This is a genomic window from Aminobacter sp. P4_H6_2 (assembly GCF_056400805.1).
This window is the reverse complement of record NZ_JBFUKO010000076.1, coordinates 1-17,514: the sequence shown is the minus strand read 5'-3', so window position 1 is coordinate 17,514 and position 17,514 is coordinate 1. Positions and strand designations below refer to the sequence as shown.

The following is a 17,514-nucleotide window of genomic DNA, read 5'->3' as shown; positions in this document are numbered from 1 at the left end:
AACTTGAAGTCGATGCACGAGACGTTGGGGGTCGGCACGCGGATCGACACGCCGTCGAGCTTGCCCTTGAGTTCCGGCAGCACCAGGCCGACGGCCTTGGCAGCGCCGGTCGAGGTCGGGATCATCGACATTGCTGCTGCACGGGCGCGGTAGAGGTCCTTGTGCATGGTGTCGAGGGTCGGCTGGTCGCCGGTGTAGGCATGGATCGTGGTCATGAAGCCCTTTTCAATGCCGAAGGCATTGTTGAGGACCATGGCGACCGGTGCCAGGCAGTTGGTGGTGCAGGACGCATTCGAAATGACGATGTGGTCCTTGGTGATCTGGTCGTGGTTGACGCCGTAGACCACCGTCAGGTCGGCGCCGTCGGCGGGAGCCGAGACGATGACGCGCTTGGCGCCAGCGGTCAGATGCGCCGAAGCCTTGTCCTTGGAGGTGAAGATGCCGGTGCATTCGAGCGCGATGTCGACGCCGAGTTCCTTCCACGGCAGCTGCGACGGATCCTTGATCGCGGTGACCTTGAACTTGTCGGTGCCGATGTTGATGGAATCGCCTTCGACCCTCACTTCGTGCGGGAAGCGGCCATGCACGCTGTCGTAGCGCAGCAGATGGGCGTTGGTCTCGACCGGGCCGAGATCGTTGACGGCGACGACGTCGATGTCTTTGCGGCCCGACTCATAGATGGCACGCACGATGTTGCGGCCGATGCGGCCGAAACCATTGATGGCAACTCTAACGGTCATGTCTGATCCTCCTGGGGAACGTCTTAAGCCTGAAGCCGAGCCTGGGCAGCCTGGGCGGCCGCCTCGGCGGTGATGCCGAAATGCTTGTAGAGATCTTCGATCTGACCGCTGGCGCCGAAGCCATGCATGCCGATGAAGATGCCGTCGGTGCCGATGAAGCTGTCCCAGCCCATGCGGATGCCGGCTTCGATGGCGACCTTGACCTTGGCGTTGCCGATCATCGCCTTGCGGTATTCGGGGCTCTGCTTTTCGAACAGTTCGAAAGCCGGCACCGAAACGACGCGGGTGGGATGACCGGCGTCCTGCAGCAGCTTGCGTGCAGCGAGCGCGATCTCGACCTCGGAGCCGGTGGCGAAGATGGTGACTTCGGCATCGCCATCAGCGGTGGCCAGTTCGTAGGCGCCATAGCCGCAGAGGTTTTCCTCGACGTATTCGGTGCGTACGGCCGGCAGGTTCTGGCGGGTGAGCGCCAGCGTCGAAGGCGTCTTGCGGTTTTCGAGCGTCAGCTGCCAGCACTCGGCGGCTTCCATGGCGTCGGCCGGGCGGAAGACGATGTGGTTGGGGATGGCGCGCAGGGCCGCGAGGTGCTCGACCGGCTGGTGGGTCGGGCCGTCTTCGCCGAGACCGATCGAATCGTGGGTCATGACGAAGCCGACGCGAATGTCCATCAGGGATGCCAGGCGCATCGCCGGGCGGGCATAGTCGGAGAAGCACAGGAAGGTGCCGGAGTAGGGGATGACGCCGCCATGCAGCGCCATGCCGTTCATGGCAGCCGCCATGCCGTGCTCGCGGATGCCGTAGTGAACGAAGCGCTGGCCATAGTCGCCGGGCGCGATGTTCTTGGTCTGGCTGGTCTTGGTATTGTTGGAGCCGGTGAGATCGGCCGAACCGCCAATGGTCTCGGGCACGACGCCGTTGATGACCTCAAGGGCCATTTCCGACGACTTGCGGGTGGCGACCTTCGGCTTGTCGGCGGYGAGCTTCTTTTTGTAGTCGGCGATGGTGGCGTCGAAATTGGCCGGCAGGTCGCCGCGCATGCGGCGCTCGAACTCGGCGCGAACCTCGGTTTCGGTCTCGGCGAGACGCTTTTCCCAGTCGTTGCGCTTCTTGGCCGCGTTGAGGCCGGCGAGGCGCCATGCGTCGAGGATGTCGGAGGGGATTTCGAAAGCGGGATAATCCCAGCCAAGCGCCTTGCGGGTGGCTTCGACTTCGGCGGCACCCAGTGCCGAGCCGTGGACCTTGTTGGTGCCGGCCTTGTTGGGCGAACCAAAACCGATGGTGGTCTTGGCGGCGATCAGGGTCGGGCGGTCGGAACGCTTGGCAGCCTCGATGGCACCAGCGATCGCCTCGGGGTCATGGCCGTCGATGGCGATGGTGTTCCAGCCTGATGCGGCGAAGCGAGCGAGTTGGTCGGTCGAGTCGGCGAGCGAGATCGGGCCGTCGATGGAGATGTTGTTGTGGTCCCAGAAGACGATCAGCTTGTTGAGCTTGAGGTGACCGGCAAAAGACAGCGCTTCCTGCGAGATGCCTTCCATCAGGCAACCGTCGCCGGCGAGCACGTAGGTGTAGTGGTCGGATGTCTTCGTAGCCCGAGAGATAGAGCAGCGAGTACAGCAGCATCGAGCCGTGGCCGGCTGACAGCACGAAGCGGTCGCGGTCGTGCCAATGCGGATTGGCCGGATCATGCTTGAGGAAGCGGGTGTAGAGCACGGTTGCGACGTCGGCCGCGCCCATCGGCAGGCCGGGATGGCCGGAATTGGCCTTCTCCACGGCATCAATGGACAGAAAGCGGATCGCATTGGCCATCCGGTCGTGTTTTTCGCGCGAGGACATCGTCCCTCCCATAAGCCGTGGAAAGCGGGGCGGCGACACCCCGGAAAAGTGCGCGACACATAGCAGGCATAGGGCTTGAGTCAATAAATCGGTGCGTTTTCACACCCTCCTTGCGGCGCCAAGTCACGCCTATGCCGGTTTCGGATATCCGGAGTGATGCGCTTAACAGGGGAAAGGCGAAACAGCTTTGTTGACGCCTCGTTCAACCGGTGCCTAATGTTTCAGACATAACGCGTTCTGAAACGTGCGCGATTCGGTGATGGGCGAGGGTCTACGGGAGCCATGACCGGGGATACGACACTCAGGGAAGTCATTGGCCGGCTAGGCAAGGCGATCGATACGCTGGAAGGCGCTGTCGCCGTGCGGCTGGAGCATGAACAGGATTACGGCGAAGCAGAAGCCGAGGTCCAGCGCATGAATGCCGACCGCGCCCGCCTTGCGCAGGAGCTCGACAATTCCGAAGCCCGCGCCGAACGGCTGGAAGAAGCCAACAAGGAAGTCTCGCGACGGCTCGTGACCGCCATGGAGACGATCCGCGCCGTGCTGGACAGGTAGGATGGAGATGGCGCAAGTCACTGTTACCATCGACGGCAAACAGTACCGCATGGCCTGCGACGAGGGGCAGGAAGAGCACCTCATCGATCTCGCCAGCCGCTTCGACCGCTATGTGCTGCATCTCAAGGATTCATTCGGCGAGATCGGCGACCAGCGGTTGACGGTCATGGCCGGCATCATGGTGATGGACGAGTTGTCGGAGCTGCAGAAGCGCGTCAAGGGCATGGAGAGCGAAGTGCTGACGCTGCGCAAGACGCGCGACGATGCGCTCACCAAGGCCGACAAGAACGACGCCGCACTGACCGGCGCGCTGGGCTCGCTGGCCGAGCGCATGGAACATCTGGCGATGAGCTTGGCGAAGAAGGTTTAGGGACGGCCGATTCTGTAGCGTTGGCGGCCGCCAGAACGGTTGCCGTTGTCCTGATCAGCCTTTGCCAGAGCGGTCCCTGATTTAGATTCGGTAGCTCCGGCGGCTGACGCATGCCTGCTGCGGCAATCTGGTTCCCTCACAGATATCACGACCGTCGCGGCATGGATCCCCGGGATCTCCGCCACTCGCTACGCTCGCGCTCCGACCCGAGGATGACGGGAACCGAGGACGCTTTTGGCTATAGCGCCCTGCCTTAATGTTCGATGCGTCTGAATGATGTCGCTGGCTCTGGCTGCAGGCTGTGCCGATTGGCGTGCCAACTCCCGCGACCGTCATCCTCGGGTCGGAGCGCGAGCGTAGCGAGTGGCGGAGATCCCGGGGATCCATRCCGCGACGATAGTGCTATCGATGACGGCGCCAGATTACCTTGGTCCAGCCCTCGCAGCTAAAGCAGGTGCCACGAAATGTCGTTCCAGTTAGGATTTCGCTCCTCGATCAGATTGATCTTCCATTGTCGCGGCCACTTCTTGATAACCTTCTCCCGCGCGATCGCATCGACCACCAAATCATACTCATCGAACCAAACCAGACGCACCGCGCCATAACGCGCCGCAAATTTCGAGCCCGTACCGGTCTGATGCTGCAGCAGACGTCCAGCAAGGTCAGACGTCACGCCGGTGTAGAGCGTTCCGTTTTTCTGTGACGCCAGAACATAGACATAACCCTTGCGAGCCATGTCTGGAGTTTAGCTAACCGCCAGTACATCGCAAGCATTACCCTAATCCATCGCCATCAAATTTGCGGTTATACTTAGGCAGCGCCGCTTCAGGCACGAGGATGACAGAGATGGGGCCGTCATCGATAGCACGGCTGTCACGGCATGGGTCCCCGGGATCTCCGCCACTCGCTGCGCTCGCGCTCCGACCCGAGGATGACGGAAACCGGGGGCTTCGCCAATCTTCGGCGTGGCTGATTGAAGACTATTCTCTCGCCGGGCTTTTCTCTGGCCTGGTCCTTTGGTGATGCCGTCCCCATCTCCGTCATCCTCGTGCCTGAAGCGGCGAAGCCTCGAAAGGTCACGAGGATCGTCGTGCTCGATGACGGTGCCGGTTTGGCGTGGATAGAAGGATGCGCGTGCTGCGATCAAACGAAAAAACGCGCCGGCAAAACCAGCGCGTTTTTGTTTGCGGTTGCATCGGAGCGGGAGCCCCCGCGCCAAAAGCTCAGGCGTCGATGGTGCGGAGCGCCTGGGCCTGCTTCTTGGCGGCGGCCTTGACCGCGTCCTGGACCTTTTCGAAAGCACGGACCTCGATCTGGCGGACGCGTTCGCGGGAGATGTCGAACTCGGCCGAAAGCTCTTCCAGCGTCAGCGGCTCGTCGGAAAGACGGCGCGCCTCGAAGATGCGCTTTTCGCGGTCGTTGAGCACCGACATGGCGCTCGCCAGCATGCCGCGGCGGTTGTCGAGCTCGTCCTGCTCGATGAGCATGGTTTCCTGGCTGTCATGGTCGTCGACAAGCCAGTCCTGCCACTCGCCCGACTCGCCTTCGCTGGCGCGGATTGGCGCGTTCAGCGAAGCGTCGCCCGACAGGCGGCGGTTCATCGACACCACCTCGGCCTCGGAGACATTGAGACGGGTTGCGATCTCGGTGATGTGCTCGGGCTTCAGATCGCCATCGTCGAGCGCCTGGATCTTGCCCTTGACCTTGCGCAGGTTGAAGAACAGCCGCTTCTGATTGGCGGTTGTGCCCATCTTGACGAGCGACCACGACCGCAGGATGTACTCCTGGATCGAGGCCTTGATCCACCACATGGCATAGGTGGCGAGACGGAAGCCACGCTCTGGCTCGAATTTCTTGACGGCCTGCATCAGGCCGACATTGCCTTCCGAGATCACCTCGCCGATGGGCAGGCCATAACCACGGTAGCCCATGGCGATCTTGGCCACGAGACGCAGATGGCTGGTGACCAGCTTGTGGGCAGCCGAGGTGTCCTCATGCTCGTTGTACCGCTTGGCGAGCATGTACTCTTCCTGCGGCTGGAGCATCGGAAAGCGGCGGATTTCTTCCAGGTAGCGGCTGAGGCCGCCTTCGCCGGAGACGATACTAGGTAGTGACTGGGCCATAAAGCGCCCTCCCTCTTCACGAGAAATGCTCCCTGATCCTGGCGAGCATGTGGCGCGGCTGCCGAATGCACTGTCGCGCCATGGGTTTTATACAGGAACAAAACCGGAAAAGACACGATTTGTTCAACGCGAAACAGAGTGTCACGCCTAAGTGAACAATACGAGTCAGGTTTTCTGATCGACGATTCAGAGATTCCGAAAGCCGTCGACCAATTCCCCCATGTCGCGAGGCAAGGGAGCCTCGAACCGCATGATCAAATGGGAAGTAGGGTGGCGAAATGCAAGTAGCCTGGCGTGCAATGCCTGGCGCGGAAACGCCTTCACGGCTGATTTCAGCGGCTCAGGCAGCCGGTTCGACTTGGTGCGGAAGGCCTGGCCGTAGTCGGGGTCGCCCAGGACGGGATGGCCGATATGGGCCATGTGGACGCGGATCTGGTGGGTGCGGCCGGTTTCCAGCCGGCATTCGACCAGGCTGGCGGTGGCGAACTCCGCCTGCTCCGAACCAAAACGCTCCAGCACGGTGAAGTGGGTGATGGCGTGGCGGGCGTCGTCGCGGTGCTCAGGCACCACGGCGCGGCGGACGCGGTCTGAATGGCGGCCGAGCGGAGCGTCGATGGTGCCGGTCATGCGCTGGGGGAAGCCCCAGACGAGTGCATGATAGGCGCGTTCGAGGTCGCCGGTGCGGCCATGGTCGGCGAAGGCCTCGGACAGCGATTTGTGGGCGCGGTCGGTCTTGGCCACGACCATGACGCCTGACGTTTCCTTGTCGAGTCGATGGACGATGCCGGGCCGCTTGACCCCGCCGATGCCTGAGAGGCTGTCGCCGCAATGGTGGATCAGCGCGTTGACCAGCGTGCCGGTCCAATTGCCGGCACCTGGGTGGACGACGAGGCCGGCCGGCTTGTTGATGACGATCAGCTCGTCGTCTTCATAGAGGATGTCGAGCGCGATCGCCTCGCCCTCGGGTGCAGCCGGTTCGGGCTCCGGCATATCGATGGCGATCTTTTCGCCCGAAACCAGCTTACGCTTGGCTTCGTTGACGACATTGCCGGAAACGCGCACCGCGCCCTGCTTGATCAGCGCCTGGACCCGGCTGCGCGACAGATCGGGTGCAAGGCGACCGGCCAGCCACTGATCGAGCCGCAGACCTGCGGCATCGGAGTCGGCCTCGAGCACTATCAAAGTGCCTGTCGCTTCGCTATCTGATGCGCTCATCACAATTGTTCCGGAAGTTTTGCCATGTCTCGGCCCGCTATTGAAGAAGAAGACAAGCCGCTCGACCCGTCGGTTGAGCGCGTCCGCAGGAAACTCGTCCGCTTCTTCATCATCAATTTAGGGCTGTTGTTGGTCGCCCTTATGGCTGTCATTGGCGGCATTGTCTACAAATCGCGAACGGCTGAGCCTGCTGCCGCGATTGTGGGCGGTGAAATTCCCGTGGCCGCGGGTAGCCAGCTGAGCGGCGATATCGTTTTGCCCGCAGGCGCAAAGATCGTGTCGCAGTCGCTCTCCGGCAACCGCATCTCGATCGACGCGGAACTCGCCGACGGCAGCCACACGATCTATGTCTACGACATCGCCCAGCGTCGGCTGATCGGCCAGTTCGCGGTCAAAGCGCAGTGAGCGGGGCACAGTGAGCGAGTTGCCTGCCTCGGGGCGCAAGGTCGCCACGGTTTCGGTTGTCGTCGCCGACTACGACCAGGCGATCGCCTGGTATGTCGAAAAGCTCGGCTTCGTGCTTGACCAAGACGTCGATCTCGGCGGCGGCAAGCGCTGGGTGACGGTCGAGCCGGGCGGTGGGCAAGGTGCGAGGCTGCTGCTGGCCAAGGCGGACGGGGTGGCGCAGGCGGCAAGCATCGGCAACCAGACCGGGGGCCGCGTTTTTCTGTTCCTTGAGACCAACGATTTTGCCCGCGACCATGCGCTGATGCTTGAAAAGGGCGTCGAATTCCGCGAAGCGCCGCGCCACGAGGCCTATGGCACGGTCGCCGTATTCGCCGATCTCTGCGGTAATCTGTGGGATCTGCTCGAACCCAAGAAGTAATTGGCGCATTGCAATAATATCGCGGCCGAGGCTGTTGCTTTTTCGAAAACGCCAGCCTATATCGCCGATCTCGGCTGCGCCCATCGTCTAGCGGTCAGGACACCGCCCTCTCACGGCGGGAACAGGGGTTCGATTCCCCTTGGGCGTACCAACCAAATCAAGCGCTTGGCTGAGCCGCTGCAAAATCCATCAAATAACGGTCGTTCTGTACGCTGCCTGGCGGATCGCTAGACTCGCGGCTTGACGCTTTTCCAAGCCCCGCATTCAATCGCCGCCGGGCCCCAGGGGATGTGGCTATGGCGGTAGGCAATGCTAATAGGTATGCCGTCGTGGAAGAACGGCGGAATGACGCGAGGCGATATTGAGGGGCTTGGGGATGAAGAAGGTAGGGCTCCTGGCCGCTATGGCCATGCTCGCAGTTGCTGGCTGTACGACGCTGCCCGCCGAGTATGCAGCCACACTCTCGACCCAAGATGCAAAATGGCGGTCGCCGGAGTGCGAACAAATCCGCGCGGCGGCATTGAACTACGAGGCTGGAGAAAAGAAGACATTGAGCATACCGGCCAGTCTGTTGCTTGGCCCGTATGGGCTTGGTATCGCGCTGGCTGGAAAAGAGCATCAAGAAAAGAAACGAAAGCTACTCGCCCGCGATATGCATATGCGATGCTCAAGTCTGCCCCTTCCGAAAAGCCTGCAAATCAATCCTGACGCGTAAGGGTTGGGTCTCGGGGAACATTTAGAACGCGACCAGCTTTTGGCCTCACCCGCGCGGCGGCGGCCATGCGGCTCCCCAGGCTGACAGCGTGTCTTGCAGCCGGATTCATCGCAAGCGGTTCAGATCCGCGGCACGGCCGTCGATGATGGCTTCCATGGAAAAGAAGCCGGTTACCGTCGCCAGGTCGAAATTGGTGATGAGCTTCTGGTAAAAGGCGTCGTAGCCTGACATGCCCTTGGTCACCACCTTGATCAGGTAATCCCAGTCGCCGCCGATGCGGTAGAAGTCGATCACCTCGGGCAGGCGCTCGACATGCTTGCGGAAATTGTCGGCCCATTCCTTGGAATGATGGCGGGTGCGGATCATGACGAACACCGTCAGATCGTAGCCGAGCGCCGACAGATCGATGTCAGCGTGCGTTCCACGGATCAAGCCGCTTGTGTTGAGCCGCTGCAGGCGGCGCCAGCAGGCGTTCTGCGAAAGCCCGACACGCTCGGCCAGATCGCGCTGCGAAATCGCGCCGTCCTTTTGCAGGCACGACAGGATCTTGAGGTCAATTTCGTCGATCTTTTCCATCCCGGCGATCATATGACCCAAATTGACCGAAAAGTCGCGAGAAAACGATGAAGTTTCAACGGTGATATCCGATTAGAATCGCGCCCTGGTACCTTCCCGGGAGAGATTCGATGGAAACCGTGTGCTCCGACAAGTCTGGCGGCACTGGCCTGCTGCAGAAATTCAGGCAAGGCCTGGCGGCCGGCGATGTGGTTTCACAGCTGCGCGAAGGCCTCGTCGGCAAGGGCGCGAAAGTCGACGGTCCGTTCGGTCCCAAGGCCATGGTCTATGCGGATTATGTCGCTTCGGGGCGAGCGCTAATGCAGATCGAGCGCTTCGTTCTCGAGGAGGTTCTCCCTTACTACGCCAACAGCCATACCGAGGCGTCCTATTGCGGCGGCATGATGACCCGCCTGCGCCGCGAGGCGCGGGCGGCGATTGCCGATTGCTGCGGCGCGAGCGACAAGCACGCCGTCATCTTTGCCGGCTCGGGTGCTACGGCCGGCATCAACCGGCTGGTCAAGCTTCTGGGCGTGACTGATGCTGTCGCTGCTGGCAAGCGCGTCCGCGTCGTCATCGGCCCCTACGAGCATCATTCGAACATCCTGCCCTGGCGCGAAAGCGGGGCAGAAGTCATCGAGATCGCGGAATGTGCCAACGGCGGGCCCGATCGCACCGCACTGGATGACGTGCTGCAAAGGGGCGCCGACCTTACCGTCTGTGCGTTCTCGGCCGCCTCCAATGTCACCGGAATCATCACCGATGTCGCTGCAGTCACCAGGCTAGTGAAGGCGGCGGGCGCGAAAATGGTCTGGGACTATGCCGGTGCCGGGCCCTACATGCCGATCGCCATGTCGCCCGAAAGTGACGCCGACATCGACGCGGTGGTGATCTCGCCGCACAAGTTTTTGGGCGGCCCGGGTGCCTCGGGCGTGCTGATCGTGCGCCGCGACGCGGTCGTGACGGACAAGCCGTCCTGGCCCGGCGGCGGCACCGTCAAGTTCGTGTCGCCGACCAGTCACGACTACAGCACCAGCCTGGAGGCTCGGGAGGAAGCGGGTACCCCCAACGTGGTGGGCGACATTCGTGCCGCCCTTGCCTTCCTGGTCAAGGAAGCGCTCGGCGCGGACGCGATGCAGGCCCGCAATGCCGAATTGACCCAGTGCGCCATGGCCGCATGGGAGGGAGTTGAAAACATCGAATTGCTCGGCGCGCTGTCGCCGCAAAGGCTGCCGATCTTTTCGTTCCGCGTGAAGGACGGCAGGGGCGGCTATGTCCACCAGCAGCTCGTCACCCGCATGCTGAGCGATCGCTTCGGCATCCAGGCGCGCGGCGGCTGCGCTTGTGCCGGACCTTATGTGCATCGGCTCTTGTCGATCGGCGAAGCGGAATCGCAGCGCATGCGCGAAGCGATCCTTGCCGGCGACGAGATCAGCAAGCCTGGATTCATCAGGCTCAATTTCAGCGTGCTGTTGCCGGAAGAGAAAGTGCAGTTCATCCTCGATGCGGTGAGGCAGCTGGCAGGGGACGCGATGCAATACCAATCACGCTATGATTTTGATGCCAGTCGCGCGATCTTTTACCCGCGCAATGTCGAAATGGCGGAGGCTTGAGAGATGGCAAGACCCGATATCGCCGCCTTCTTCGATCCGCGCACCTGGTCGGTGCAATATGTCGTTTCCGACCCGCGAACCAGGCAATGCGCAATCATCGATCCGGTTCTCGATTTCGACGAGAAGTCGGGTGCGACGGCGACGACCAATGCCGACCGGCTGCTCGATTTCGTTCGTGCGCAGGACCTCGAAGTGCAGTGGATTCTCGACACGCACCCGCATGCCGACCATTTCTCGGCCGCTTCTTATCTGAAGGCCAAGACCGGCGCGCCGACGGCGATCGGAGCGCGCATCGTCGATGTGCAGAAGCTTTGGGCCGGCATCTACAACTGGCCGAGCCTGCGCACCGACGGCTCGCAATGGGATCGGCTGTTCGACAAGGGCGATACGTTTGAGATCGGGGGCATCAAGGCAGGCGTGATGTTTTCGCCCGGCCATACGCTGGCTTCGGTGACTTATGTCGTGGGTGACGCAGCCTTCGTGCACGATACCGTCTTCATGCCGGACAGCGGCACGGCGCGCACGGATTTCCCCGGCGGCAGCGCCAATGCGTTGTGGGCGACGATCCAGGACATTGTGGCGCTGCCGGACGACACGCGCATTTTCGTCGGCCATGACTACCAGCCGGGTGGCCGCGAGCCGCGCTGGGAGAGCACGGTTGCCGCCCAGAAAAACCAGAACATCCACCTGACGCGTTATGAACGCGAAGAAGACTTCGTAGCGTTCCGCAACGAGCGCGACAGCACCTTGCCGATGCCCAAGCTGATCCTGCATGCGTTGCAGATCAACATCAATGGCGGCAGGCTTCCCGAACCGGAAGCCAACGGCAAGCGCTATTTGAAATTCCCGCTCGATGCGCTCAACGGAGCTGCCTGGGGTTAGGCTTGCGGTGGCGATGGCGACAGATCGTCCATCGCCGGGGCCTGCCCTTGAACCGGTGATCCCCCTCTCGTAGCTTCGCCGGACTCATTCCCGCGTTGCCGCAAGGCCTTTGCCTTTCGCGCCGGCGGGTTGGATTTGGAGATGCTGCTCATGATGACCGGACCGATCTGCAAGGCTGCGCGCGCGATTGTTGAAATCACGCGGGCGAAACTGGCGACGGCGTCGAATGTGGACGAGCTGGTCATCGAGGCGTTCGAAAGACAGATCTCGATACCCGCCGACGATACAATCCTTGCGCTCCAATCGGCGCTGGAGCGGCTCGGAGCTGTGTTCATTCCGGAGGAAGGCGCCAACGGCGCTGGCGTCCGGCTCAAGTTCAGCCGTTCGGTGACCCGGCGCCTGTCGACGCTGGAAGGCGAAGGTGGCCCTGTGGCGAGCGACGACGTTCCCTGACAGCAGCGAGCGCGCCGCCAGTAATCAGCGGCGCTTCGCTTTGGCTGCTTTTGCCTTTTGCTCTTCGGCAACTTCCTCGGCGCGGAGCCTGGTGACGCGTTCGATCAGTTTCACCGGCACGGGTTCGGCGAGCGGAAACCGCAGCGTGCCCTTGCCGGCGACATAGGGCATGATCTCGTCCTTGAGCGTTGCGACGAGATGAGCGGAGGCGGGGTGGAGCGAATAGTGCTCTTTCCAGCCGGAGAAATAGATCACCTGGGCCCCATCCAGCTTGTAGGCAGGGATCTGGTAGGAGATGACTTCCTCGGCGCCTGGCAGGACGTCGCGGATGATGGCGCGGACTTTTTCCAGCGTGTCCCGCGAGGTTTCCGGTTGGGCCGCGATGTATTCATCGACGGAACTGAAGTCGGACTTAGCCATGGCGTCCTCTAAAGCTCAGGGATTTGTCGCCGCCGGCAGAGCCCGTGAAAACTCGACGCCGTCGATGATGAAGAGTTGAGGAGCGGGCGCGGCGGCGACGCGTTCGATGCCGTCATCACACGAAAACACCGGCCAGCCGGTGTCCGTGCACAAGATGTCGACGAACCAGTTGCCGAGCTGGTTGGTCATGCTGATCCGCAAGGCGCCGTCGCGCAGACGGCGGACATGCGAGCCGTTCGCCGCCGTCCAGGTCCAGGGTCCGCCAAGTGGGGGGCGTGCAAACAGGATGAAGGGATAGACCTGTTGCGGCAAGCCCTCATACTCCGCAGCGTTGCGATAGCGCATCATCGCGGTGGCGTAATTGGCGGCAATAGCGGGCCAAGGTGCATAGAGCGCCGCCATGCCGTGCTGATGCGGATCGGTGAGCATCTGACGGCCATGAGTCGCTTCGCCCCGGGCCGCCGATGACGCGGCGAGGATGACGATTATCGTGGCAACCAGCGTAGCGAGACGTTGCGTCATATGCCCGGATTGGATCGACCTGCCGGGTGACATTGTCGTCGCTCAACAGCGCAGGATCAATGGGCGGATGAAAATCCGCATGCCAGATCGCAGAAAAAGTCGAGGATTTAGGCGAAAACACCCCATCCGGGCGTCAGAGGCGCTCGAATATCAGGGGGAATCCATGTGAAATACATCATACACACCCGAAAGCGCCGCGCTTTCGGGTGTCGATGTGCCACCGCATTTTGCGTGAAGTTCTGGCAGCCTGAAGTTCAGGCGGCGTTTCTCGTCCGAAGCCGCGGTATGCTGGCCAGCAGCAGATCCTTGTCGCGCACGCCGCCACGGTAGAGCTTGAGAAGAGTCCTCGCTATTTCGCTTGCCCACACCGAGCTGGGGTCTTCGCCGCGTTCGAGGCAAATCTGGTCAAACACGCGCTGAAGAAGCGCGAGATCCTTGGGATAAATCGGGGAGTTCGGCTGGGTGAAAAGTACGTGCTCCATAGTCTTCTCCCATATGGGGCTTGTCTTTTGACATCTTGCTGCTGAGTTTTTGCCTGCTGGTTGTCGTGGTCAGCCAAGCTGACCGAAGTGGATGCTTAAACCCTGACTATGCCTGCCGACATAGAATGGGGATAGAGTTCAGCATCATTAGAAGTACCTGGCGCAGGCGATAGCATCGACATGCCTCCTCGAGGCAAAGATTGCATGCTGGCGTGGTTCATTTCAGGGCGGAAATTTTGCTCTACAACCCACGTCATGTCGAGTCACCCTGGGTTGTATCGGAGTTGCGAGGCGGCCCAACCAAGTTCGGCGAAAAAGCCCGCTGCGAGGGGCTGCGGCGGGCCTTTCCGGAGCGTGGCTGAAAGGAAAAGACCACACTCGATTGCGCGTTTGCGCCTGAAACTGAACTCGCAAACAAGTGTCGCGGTTCCACCCTGGCGAACGATGGGCGCTGCCGCCGCGATCACGAATTATGAAAGGGGGGAACCGATCCGTGGCGGGGACATTGAGCCACGTTGCCGCCACTTGCGGCCAAAGGAGGCCACGTTCAAAGGAGGAAAGTATGTCACACAAGCTCATGGCAGCTTTGATTCTGTCGATAGGTCTTTCCACTGCGGCTTTGGCACAGACAACAGGTTCGATCCAAAGGGCGCCTGACCGGGCGACTCAGTCGATCGGAGAGGCTCAATATCCTGGCAATGTAGCTGGTACTATGAACTTCGGCGCTGACATGAGGGCTCATTGGCAGTCGCTTAGCCCTCTACAGCAGGCGCAAGTGAAGAACGATTGCGCATTGCAGACTTCAGGCGGAACAGGCGGGAACCAGCGGCTCAATCTGGCCGCACCTTTGGCCGGAACTTCCCGCATATGCTCCTGGGTCAACACCCTATAAGCACGACTGTTGCTTTGATTGACGCAAATCGGCTCCGCTCATGCATACCGGAGCGGAGCTTGTGTTGGTGACGCCTAGTGGAATTGCGCTGTGATGATTGTCACTTGCCTTTACCAATTGTTCACCAAACGACCGCACCATTGACACGCGCAATGTATCGAGTGCGCGTCTTTGGCAACGCCCGGCGGGCTGCACACCCTTCTGCCCGCCGGTGTCTGCCGGACTATCCCGGCCTTTCCAACAACTCCGGCATGACTTAGCCTGACGCGGACCGTCCGGCATGAGGCGGCTGAATGACGGCCGACAGGCCACAGATCGCAAGAAGGGCATGAACGCTTGGCTGAAATGACCATCATCGTCGAATTCGAGACACTGGATGGGGCGGAGGAGCAGTTCCTCGACCTGATCTCGGAACATGCGCGTGCGACCTTGCAGGAGGAGCCGGGCTGCCTGCGCTTCGAGGTGATCAAGCCGGTGGAGCGCGACGGCAGCGCGATCGCCAACAAGGTGATGGTCAACGAGCTTTATGCCGATGAAGCAGCCGTTGCAGCGCATGAACGCAACCCGCGCATGTCGGATGTGCAGGCGGCACTTTCGCCTTTGCTCAAGTCGCGCCGGCTGATCCTGGCCAAGTCGCTTGGCCTGGTGGACCCCAATGGCGGCATGCGCCCCGAAGAGCTCAATGCCGCCAACGACGACTAGGGGGCGTAAGCCTCGGCGCGGTCGGCCTGCAGCGCTGACCCACTTGCGCCTTCGGTGATGCACTCGAATGCGTTCCGTTGCGGCTCTCGAAATTCACTATTTTTCAGCTTGGCCTGAGCTGAAACTGCGCACGTGCTGAAGTGCGGCGTTAAGGTTAGTCAATCGTTAATGCTTCTGCGGCAAGGTTGGCAGCGGCGGTCTGCGGGGGAGCAGCATCGCCCTTGCATGCAGGGCTGACGGATGCGGAAAATTCTGGGGTCGTCGGACGTCAACGATCCGACCGGCGAGCCGGCCAATGGCCAGGCGGTGACGATCGAGGCTCGCAACGGTCGGGCCTTGGACGACGTAAATTTGCCTTATGCCGATCTCGAACGGACGATCGATTCGATGAATATGGGCGTGGTGCTGGTCGACGCCGGGCTCAGCGTGCTGTTCCTTAACCAGGCTTTCTACGAGATATGGAAGGTCACCGTCGATCAGGTCGCCGCCGGCTGCCCGTTCAGGACGCTGATGGACGTCAACCGCCACAATGGCGTCTACGCCATCGCCGATGACGAGTGGGAAGGCTATGTCGCCTCGCGCGAAGCCGAGATTCTGGCCGGCGACGTTGCGCCGCGCGAGTTCCGCCGCGCCGACGGCTGCACCATCATCTATTCGGTGACGGCACTTTCGGGCGGCAAGCGGCTGGTTTCCTACTACGACGTCAGCGCGATGAAGCAGCGCGAGGTCGAAGCCGTCGAGGCGCGCCACCGCTTGGCGGAGGTGCTCGAATCGCTGCCGGCGGGCGTTGTCATCTACGACCGCGACGACCGTTTCGTGCTCGCCAACCGCAAGCTCAAGAACGCGTTGCCAGCGCTCGGCGATGTCATGACCGAAGGCAGCTCGCTGCGCGACAGCCTGGTTGTGGCGCAGCGCTCAGGTTATTACCGCGACACCGGCGACGCCGAGCTCGATGCCCTTTACGATGCCGATCCGGAAGCCTGGGTCGAGGGCATGATCGGGCACTATCACACCAGCCAGGCGGTGCGGGAGCGGCGCAATCCCGACGGACGCTGGTATCAGGTGTTCGACCAGCGGCTCGCCGACGGTACTTTCATCGGCGTGCGTGTCGACATCACCGAGCTCAAGCTGCGCGAACGCGCGCTTCAGGAAAGCATGCGCGAAAACGAGGTTTTCCGCAGCCTCATCGACAATGTGCCGGTGTCTATCTACGCCAAGCATGACGATCTCAGACTAATGTATGTCAACCAGGGCTGGTGCGAGCTGACCGGCTATTCCAAGCAGGAAGCGATCGGCAAGACCGATTTGGAGATCTTCGGCCCCGAAGGCGAGCCATTCATGGAGGCCGACCGAGAGGTCATGCGGCGCGGCACGACCGTGGAGATCGAAGAGACGGCCACATGTGCCGACGGCATCGTGCGTCATCAGTTCGCCCGCAAGGGCGCGATGGTGGCGTCGGATGGCTCGCTCTACCTGATCGGTTCGACGACCAACATCACCGAACTGAAGCAGCGCGAGGCCGAGCTTGAGGAGGCACAGCGCCGGGCAGTGTTGGCCGACCGCGCCAAGTCGGAATTCCTTGCCAATATGAGCCACGAAATCCGCACGCCGATGAATGGCGTGCTCGGCATGGCGGAGCTTCTGGCGAAGTCCGATCTCGATCCGAAGCAGAGGACCTTCACCGACATCATTGTCAAGTCAGGCAATGCGCTGTTGACGATCATCAACGACATCCTCGATTTCTCGAAGATCGATGCCGGCCAGCTGGTGCTCGATCCGACCCCGTTCAACCTCTCGGAGGCGATCGAGGACGTAGCCACATTGATGTCCACGCGCGCCAAGGAAAAGGACCTGGAGTTGATCGTGCGCATGCAGCCCGATCTCAGGCACCTCTATGTCGGCGATGTCGGACGCATCAGGCAGATCATCACCAATTTGCTCGGCAATGCGGTGAAGTTCACCGATTCGGGCCACGTGCTGGTCGATGTGACGGGCCGCAGTGATAGCGAGCGGACCAAGCTGCATGTCGCTGTGACCGACACCGGCATCGGCATTCCCGAAGCAAAGCTCAAGCTGGTGTTCGAAAAGTTCAGCCAGGTCGATGCGTCCTCCACCCGCCGTCACGAAGGCACAGGCCTCGGCCTCGCCATCACCTCGCGGCTCGTCGACATGATGGGCGGCGAGATCGGGGTGGAAAGCGGCGAGGGCGCAGGCTCGACCTTCTGGTTCACGCTGACGTTGCCCAATGCCGGACGGCTGGAGACAAGGCCGGCGGCGCTGATCGATGTGACGGGCGCGCGCGTGCTGATCGTCGACGACAACGCCGTCAACCGCACGATCCTGACCGAGCAGATGCTGTCGTGGGGTTTCGATTCCTGTGCCGCAGAGAGCGGTGCGGAAGGGTATCGTGTGCTGAGCGCTGCGCACGCGCTGGGGGTCAAGGTCGACTGCGTCGTGCTCGATTACCAGATGCCGGGCATGACCGGTGCCGAGATGGCGCGGCTGGTGCGCCAGACACCAGGCTTGGCTGAGACGCCGATCGTCATGCTGACTTCGGTCGACCAGTCGCTGTCGGGTCCCGGATATCGCGACCTTGCGATTGATGCCCAGCTGATC

Annotated in this window: 18 protein-coding genes, 1 tRNA gene and 1 pseudogene; 11 read left to right on the top strand and 9 right to left on the bottom strand. The window is 61.6% G+C overall.

The window, feature by feature from the left end; all coding sequences use genetic code 11:
• Both AC1DUU_RS08885 and AC1DUU_RS08880 read right to left on the bottom strand, forming a co-directional pair.
• The coding region (locus AC1DUU_RS08885; protein ID WP_476783051.1) for a type I glyceraldehyde-3-phosphate dehydrogenase at window positions 1-740 on the bottom strand (740 nt) is incomplete at its 3' end.
• Window positions 741-763: 23 nt separating this feature from the next.
• Window positions 764-2,573, bottom strand: a pseudogene (locus AC1DUU_RS08880) (transketolase family protein).
• 282 nt (window positions 2,574-2,855) lie between these two features.
• Here AC1DUU_RS08880 and AC1DUU_RS08875 point away from each other — a divergent pair.
• Window positions 2,856-3,128 carry a DUF4164 domain-containing protein gene (locus AC1DUU_RS08875; protein ID WP_476783050.1) on the top strand — a complete coding sequence of 91 codons (273 nt, stop codon included), beginning with the start codon at window positions 2,856-2,858 and terminating at the stop codon, window positions 3,126-3,128.
• A gap of 7 nt (window positions 3,129-3,135) precedes the next feature.
• The gene (locus tag AC1DUU_RS08870; RefSeq protein ID WP_476783054.1) at window positions 3,136-3,498 is read left to right on the top strand and encodes a cell division protein ZapA; all 363 of its coding nucleotides are present in this window, start codon (window positions 3,136-3,138) and stop codon (window positions 3,496-3,498) included.
• A 445-nt stretch (window positions 3,499-3,943) separates the two neighbouring features.
• Here the strand turns inward: AC1DUU_RS08870 and AC1DUU_RS08865 are convergent, their stop codons facing one another.
• From AC1DUU_RS08865 to AC1DUU_RS08855, 3 genes are all read right to left on the bottom strand, one after another.
• On the bottom strand, window positions 3,944-4,234 hold the full coding sequence (locus AC1DUU_RS08865; RefSeq protein WP_476783049.1) for a GIY-YIG nuclease family protein: 291 nt from the start codon (window positions 4,232-4,234) through the stop codon (window positions 3,944-3,946).
• Between the two features lie 487 nt (window positions 4,235-4,721).
• On the bottom strand, window positions 4,722-5,621 hold the full coding sequence (gene rpoH, locus AC1DUU_RS08860; RefSeq protein WP_115730533.1) for an RNA polymerase sigma factor RpoH: 900 nt from the start codon (window positions 5,619-5,621) through the stop codon (window positions 4,722-4,724).
• Window positions 5,622-5,807: 186 nt separating this feature from the next.
• Complete coding sequence (locus AC1DUU_RS08855) at window positions 5,808-6,836, bottom strand: RluA family pseudouridine synthase (protein ID WP_476783048.1); 1,029 nt, start codon at window positions 6,834-6,836, stop codon at window positions 5,808-5,810.
• A gap of 24 nt (window positions 6,837-6,860) precedes the next feature.
• Here AC1DUU_RS08855 and AC1DUU_RS08850 point away from each other — a divergent pair, with 24 nt between their 5' ends.
• From AC1DUU_RS08850 to AC1DUU_RS08835, 4 genes are all read left to right on the top strand, one after another.
• Window positions 6,861-7,241: a fimbrial protein gene (locus AC1DUU_RS08850; protein ID WP_476783047.1), complete on the top strand. Its 381-nt coding sequence runs from the start codon at window positions 6,861-6,863 to the stop codon at window positions 7,239-7,241.
• Window positions 7,242-7,260: 19 nt separating this feature from the next.
• Entirely contained in the window at window positions 7,261-7,662 is a 402-nt protein-coding gene (locus AC1DUU_RS08845; RefSeq protein WP_476783053.1) for a VOC family protein, read from the top strand.
• A 76-nt stretch (window positions 7,663-7,738) separates the two neighbouring features.
• Window positions 7,739-7,813, top strand: a tRNA-Glu gene (locus AC1DUU_RS08840).
• Window positions 7,814-8,038: 225 nt separating this feature from the next.
• Window positions 8,039-8,377 carry a hypothetical protein gene (locus AC1DUU_RS08835; protein WP_476783046.1) on the top strand — a complete coding sequence of 113 codons (339 nt, stop codon included), beginning with the start codon at window positions 8,039-8,041 and terminating at the stop codon, window positions 8,375-8,377.
• A gap of 105 nt (window positions 8,378-8,482) precedes the next feature.
• On the opposite strand, the gene AC1DUU_RS08830 is transcribed toward AC1DUU_RS08835, so the two are convergent.
• Window positions 8,483-8,953: an Lrp/AsnC family transcriptional regulator gene (locus tag AC1DUU_RS08830; RefSeq protein ID WP_476783045.1), complete on the bottom strand. Its 471-nt coding sequence runs from the start codon at window positions 8,951-8,953 to the stop codon at window positions 8,483-8,485.
• A gap of 110 nt (window positions 8,954-9,063) precedes the next feature.
• Between AC1DUU_RS08830 and AC1DUU_RS08825 the strand changes: the two genes are divergently transcribed.
• From AC1DUU_RS08825 to AC1DUU_RS08815, 3 genes are all read left to right on the top strand, one after another.
• A complete protein-coding gene (locus tag AC1DUU_RS08825; protein ID WP_476783044.1) occupies window positions 9,064-10,545 on the top strand; it encodes an aminotransferase class V-fold PLP-dependent enzyme in 1,482 nt (493 codons plus the stop codon).
• A gap of 3 nt (window positions 10,546-10,548) precedes the next feature.
• Window positions 10,549-11,427 (top strand): MBL fold metallo-hydrolase, encoded by an 879-nt coding sequence (locus AC1DUU_RS08820; RefSeq protein WP_476783043.1) that lies wholly within the window; start codon window positions 10,549-10,551, stop codon window positions 11,425-11,427.
• Window positions 11,428-11,577: 150 nt separating this feature from the next.
• The gene (locus AC1DUU_RS08815) at window positions 11,578-11,880 is read left to right on the top strand and encodes an XRE family transcriptional regulator (RefSeq protein WP_476783042.1); all 303 of its coding nucleotides are present in this window, start codon (window positions 11,578-11,580) and stop codon (window positions 11,878-11,880) included.
• A gap of 24 nt (window positions 11,881-11,904) precedes the next feature.
• Here the strand turns inward: AC1DUU_RS08815 and AC1DUU_RS08810 are convergent, their stop codons facing one another.
• The 3 genes from AC1DUU_RS08810 to AC1DUU_RS08800 form a co-directional block, all read right to left on the bottom strand.
• Window positions 11,905-12,300 (bottom strand): iron chaperone, encoded by a 396-nt coding sequence (locus AC1DUU_RS08810; RefSeq protein ID WP_476783041.1) that lies wholly within the window; start codon window positions 12,298-12,300, stop codon window positions 11,905-11,907.
• Window positions 12,301-12,315: 15 nt separating this feature from the next.
• Window positions 12,316-12,822, bottom strand: coding sequence for a hypothetical protein (locus tag AC1DUU_RS08805; RefSeq protein WP_476783040.1), 507 nt, complete (start codon window positions 12,820-12,822; stop codon window positions 12,316-12,318).
• A 254-nt stretch (window positions 12,823-13,076) separates the two neighbouring features.
• Window positions 13,077-13,304, bottom strand: coding sequence for a hypothetical protein (locus tag AC1DUU_RS08800; protein WP_476783039.1), 228 nt, complete (start codon window positions 13,302-13,304; stop codon window positions 13,077-13,079).
• 1,237 nt (window positions 13,305-14,541) lie between these two features.
• Between AC1DUU_RS08800 and AC1DUU_RS08795 the strand changes: the two genes are divergently transcribed.
• Entirely contained in the window at window positions 14,542-14,898 is a 357-nt protein-coding gene (locus AC1DUU_RS08795; RefSeq protein ID WP_476783052.1) for a putative quinol monooxygenase, read from the top strand.
• A gap of 240 nt (window positions 14,899-15,138) precedes the next feature.
• Window positions 15,139-17,514: ATP-binding protein (locus tag AC1DUU_RS08790; RefSeq protein WP_476783038.1), on the top strand; the 2,376-nt coding region annotated here is incomplete at its 3' end.

Bases quoted from the DNA above. Each gene is read 5' to 3' on its own strand.
- AC1DUU_RS08825 (WP_476783044.1), top strand. From the start codon at position 9,064: ATGGAAACCGTGTGCTCCGACAAGTCTGGCGGCACTGGCCTGCTGCAG.
- AC1DUU_RS08800 (WP_476783039.1), bottom strand. From the start codon at position 13,304: ATGGAGCACGTACTTTTCACCCAGCCGAACTCCCCGATTTATCCCAAG.
- AC1DUU_RS08875 (WP_476783050.1), top strand. From the start codon at position 2,856: ATGACCGGGGATACGACACTCAGGGAAGTCATTGGCCGGCTAGGCAAG.
- rpoH (WP_115730533.1), bottom strand. From the start codon at position 5,621: ATGGCCCAGTCACTACCTAGTATCGTCTCCGGCGAAGGCGGCCTCAGC.
- AC1DUU_RS08805 (WP_476783040.1), bottom strand. From the start codon at position 12,822: ATGACGCAACGTCTCGCTACGCTGGTTGCCACGATAATCGTCATCCTC.
- AC1DUU_RS08815 (WP_476783042.1), top strand. From the start codon at position 11,578: ATGATGACCGGACCGATCTGCAAGGCTGCGCGCGCGATTGTTGAAATC.
- AC1DUU_RS08870 (WP_476783054.1), top strand. From the start codon at position 3,136: ATGGCGCAAGTCACTGTTACCATCGACGGCAAACAGTACCGCATGGCC.
- AC1DUU_RS08795 (WP_476783052.1), top strand. From the start codon at position 14,542: ATGACCATCATCGTCGAATTCGAGACACTGGATGGGGCGGAGGAGCAG.
- AC1DUU_RS08855 (WP_476783048.1), bottom strand. From the start codon at position 6,836: ATGAGCGCATCAGATAGCGAAGCGACAGGCACTTTGATAGTGCTCGAG.
- AC1DUU_RS08865 (WP_476783049.1), bottom strand. From the start codon at position 4,234: ATGGCTCGCAAGGGTTATGTCTATGTTCTGGCGTCACAGAAAAACGGA.
- AC1DUU_RS08830 (WP_476783045.1), bottom strand. From the start codon at position 8,953: ATGGAAAAGATCGACGAAATTGACCTCAAGATCCTGTCGTGCCTGCAA.
- AC1DUU_RS08810 (WP_476783041.1), bottom strand. From the start codon at position 12,300: ATGGCTAAGTCCGACTTCAGTTCCGTCGATGAATACATCGCGGCCCAA.
- AC1DUU_RS08850 (WP_476783047.1), top strand. From the start codon at position 6,861: ATGTCTCGGCCCGCTATTGAAGAAGAAGACAAGCCGCTCGACCCGTCG.
- AC1DUU_RS08835 (WP_476783046.1), top strand. From the start codon at position 8,039: ATGAAGAAGGTAGGGCTCCTGGCCGCTATGGCCATGCTCGCAGTTGCT.
- AC1DUU_RS08820 (WP_476783043.1), top strand. From the start codon at position 10,549: ATGGCAAGACCCGATATCGCCGCCTTCTTCGATCCGCGCACCTGGTCG.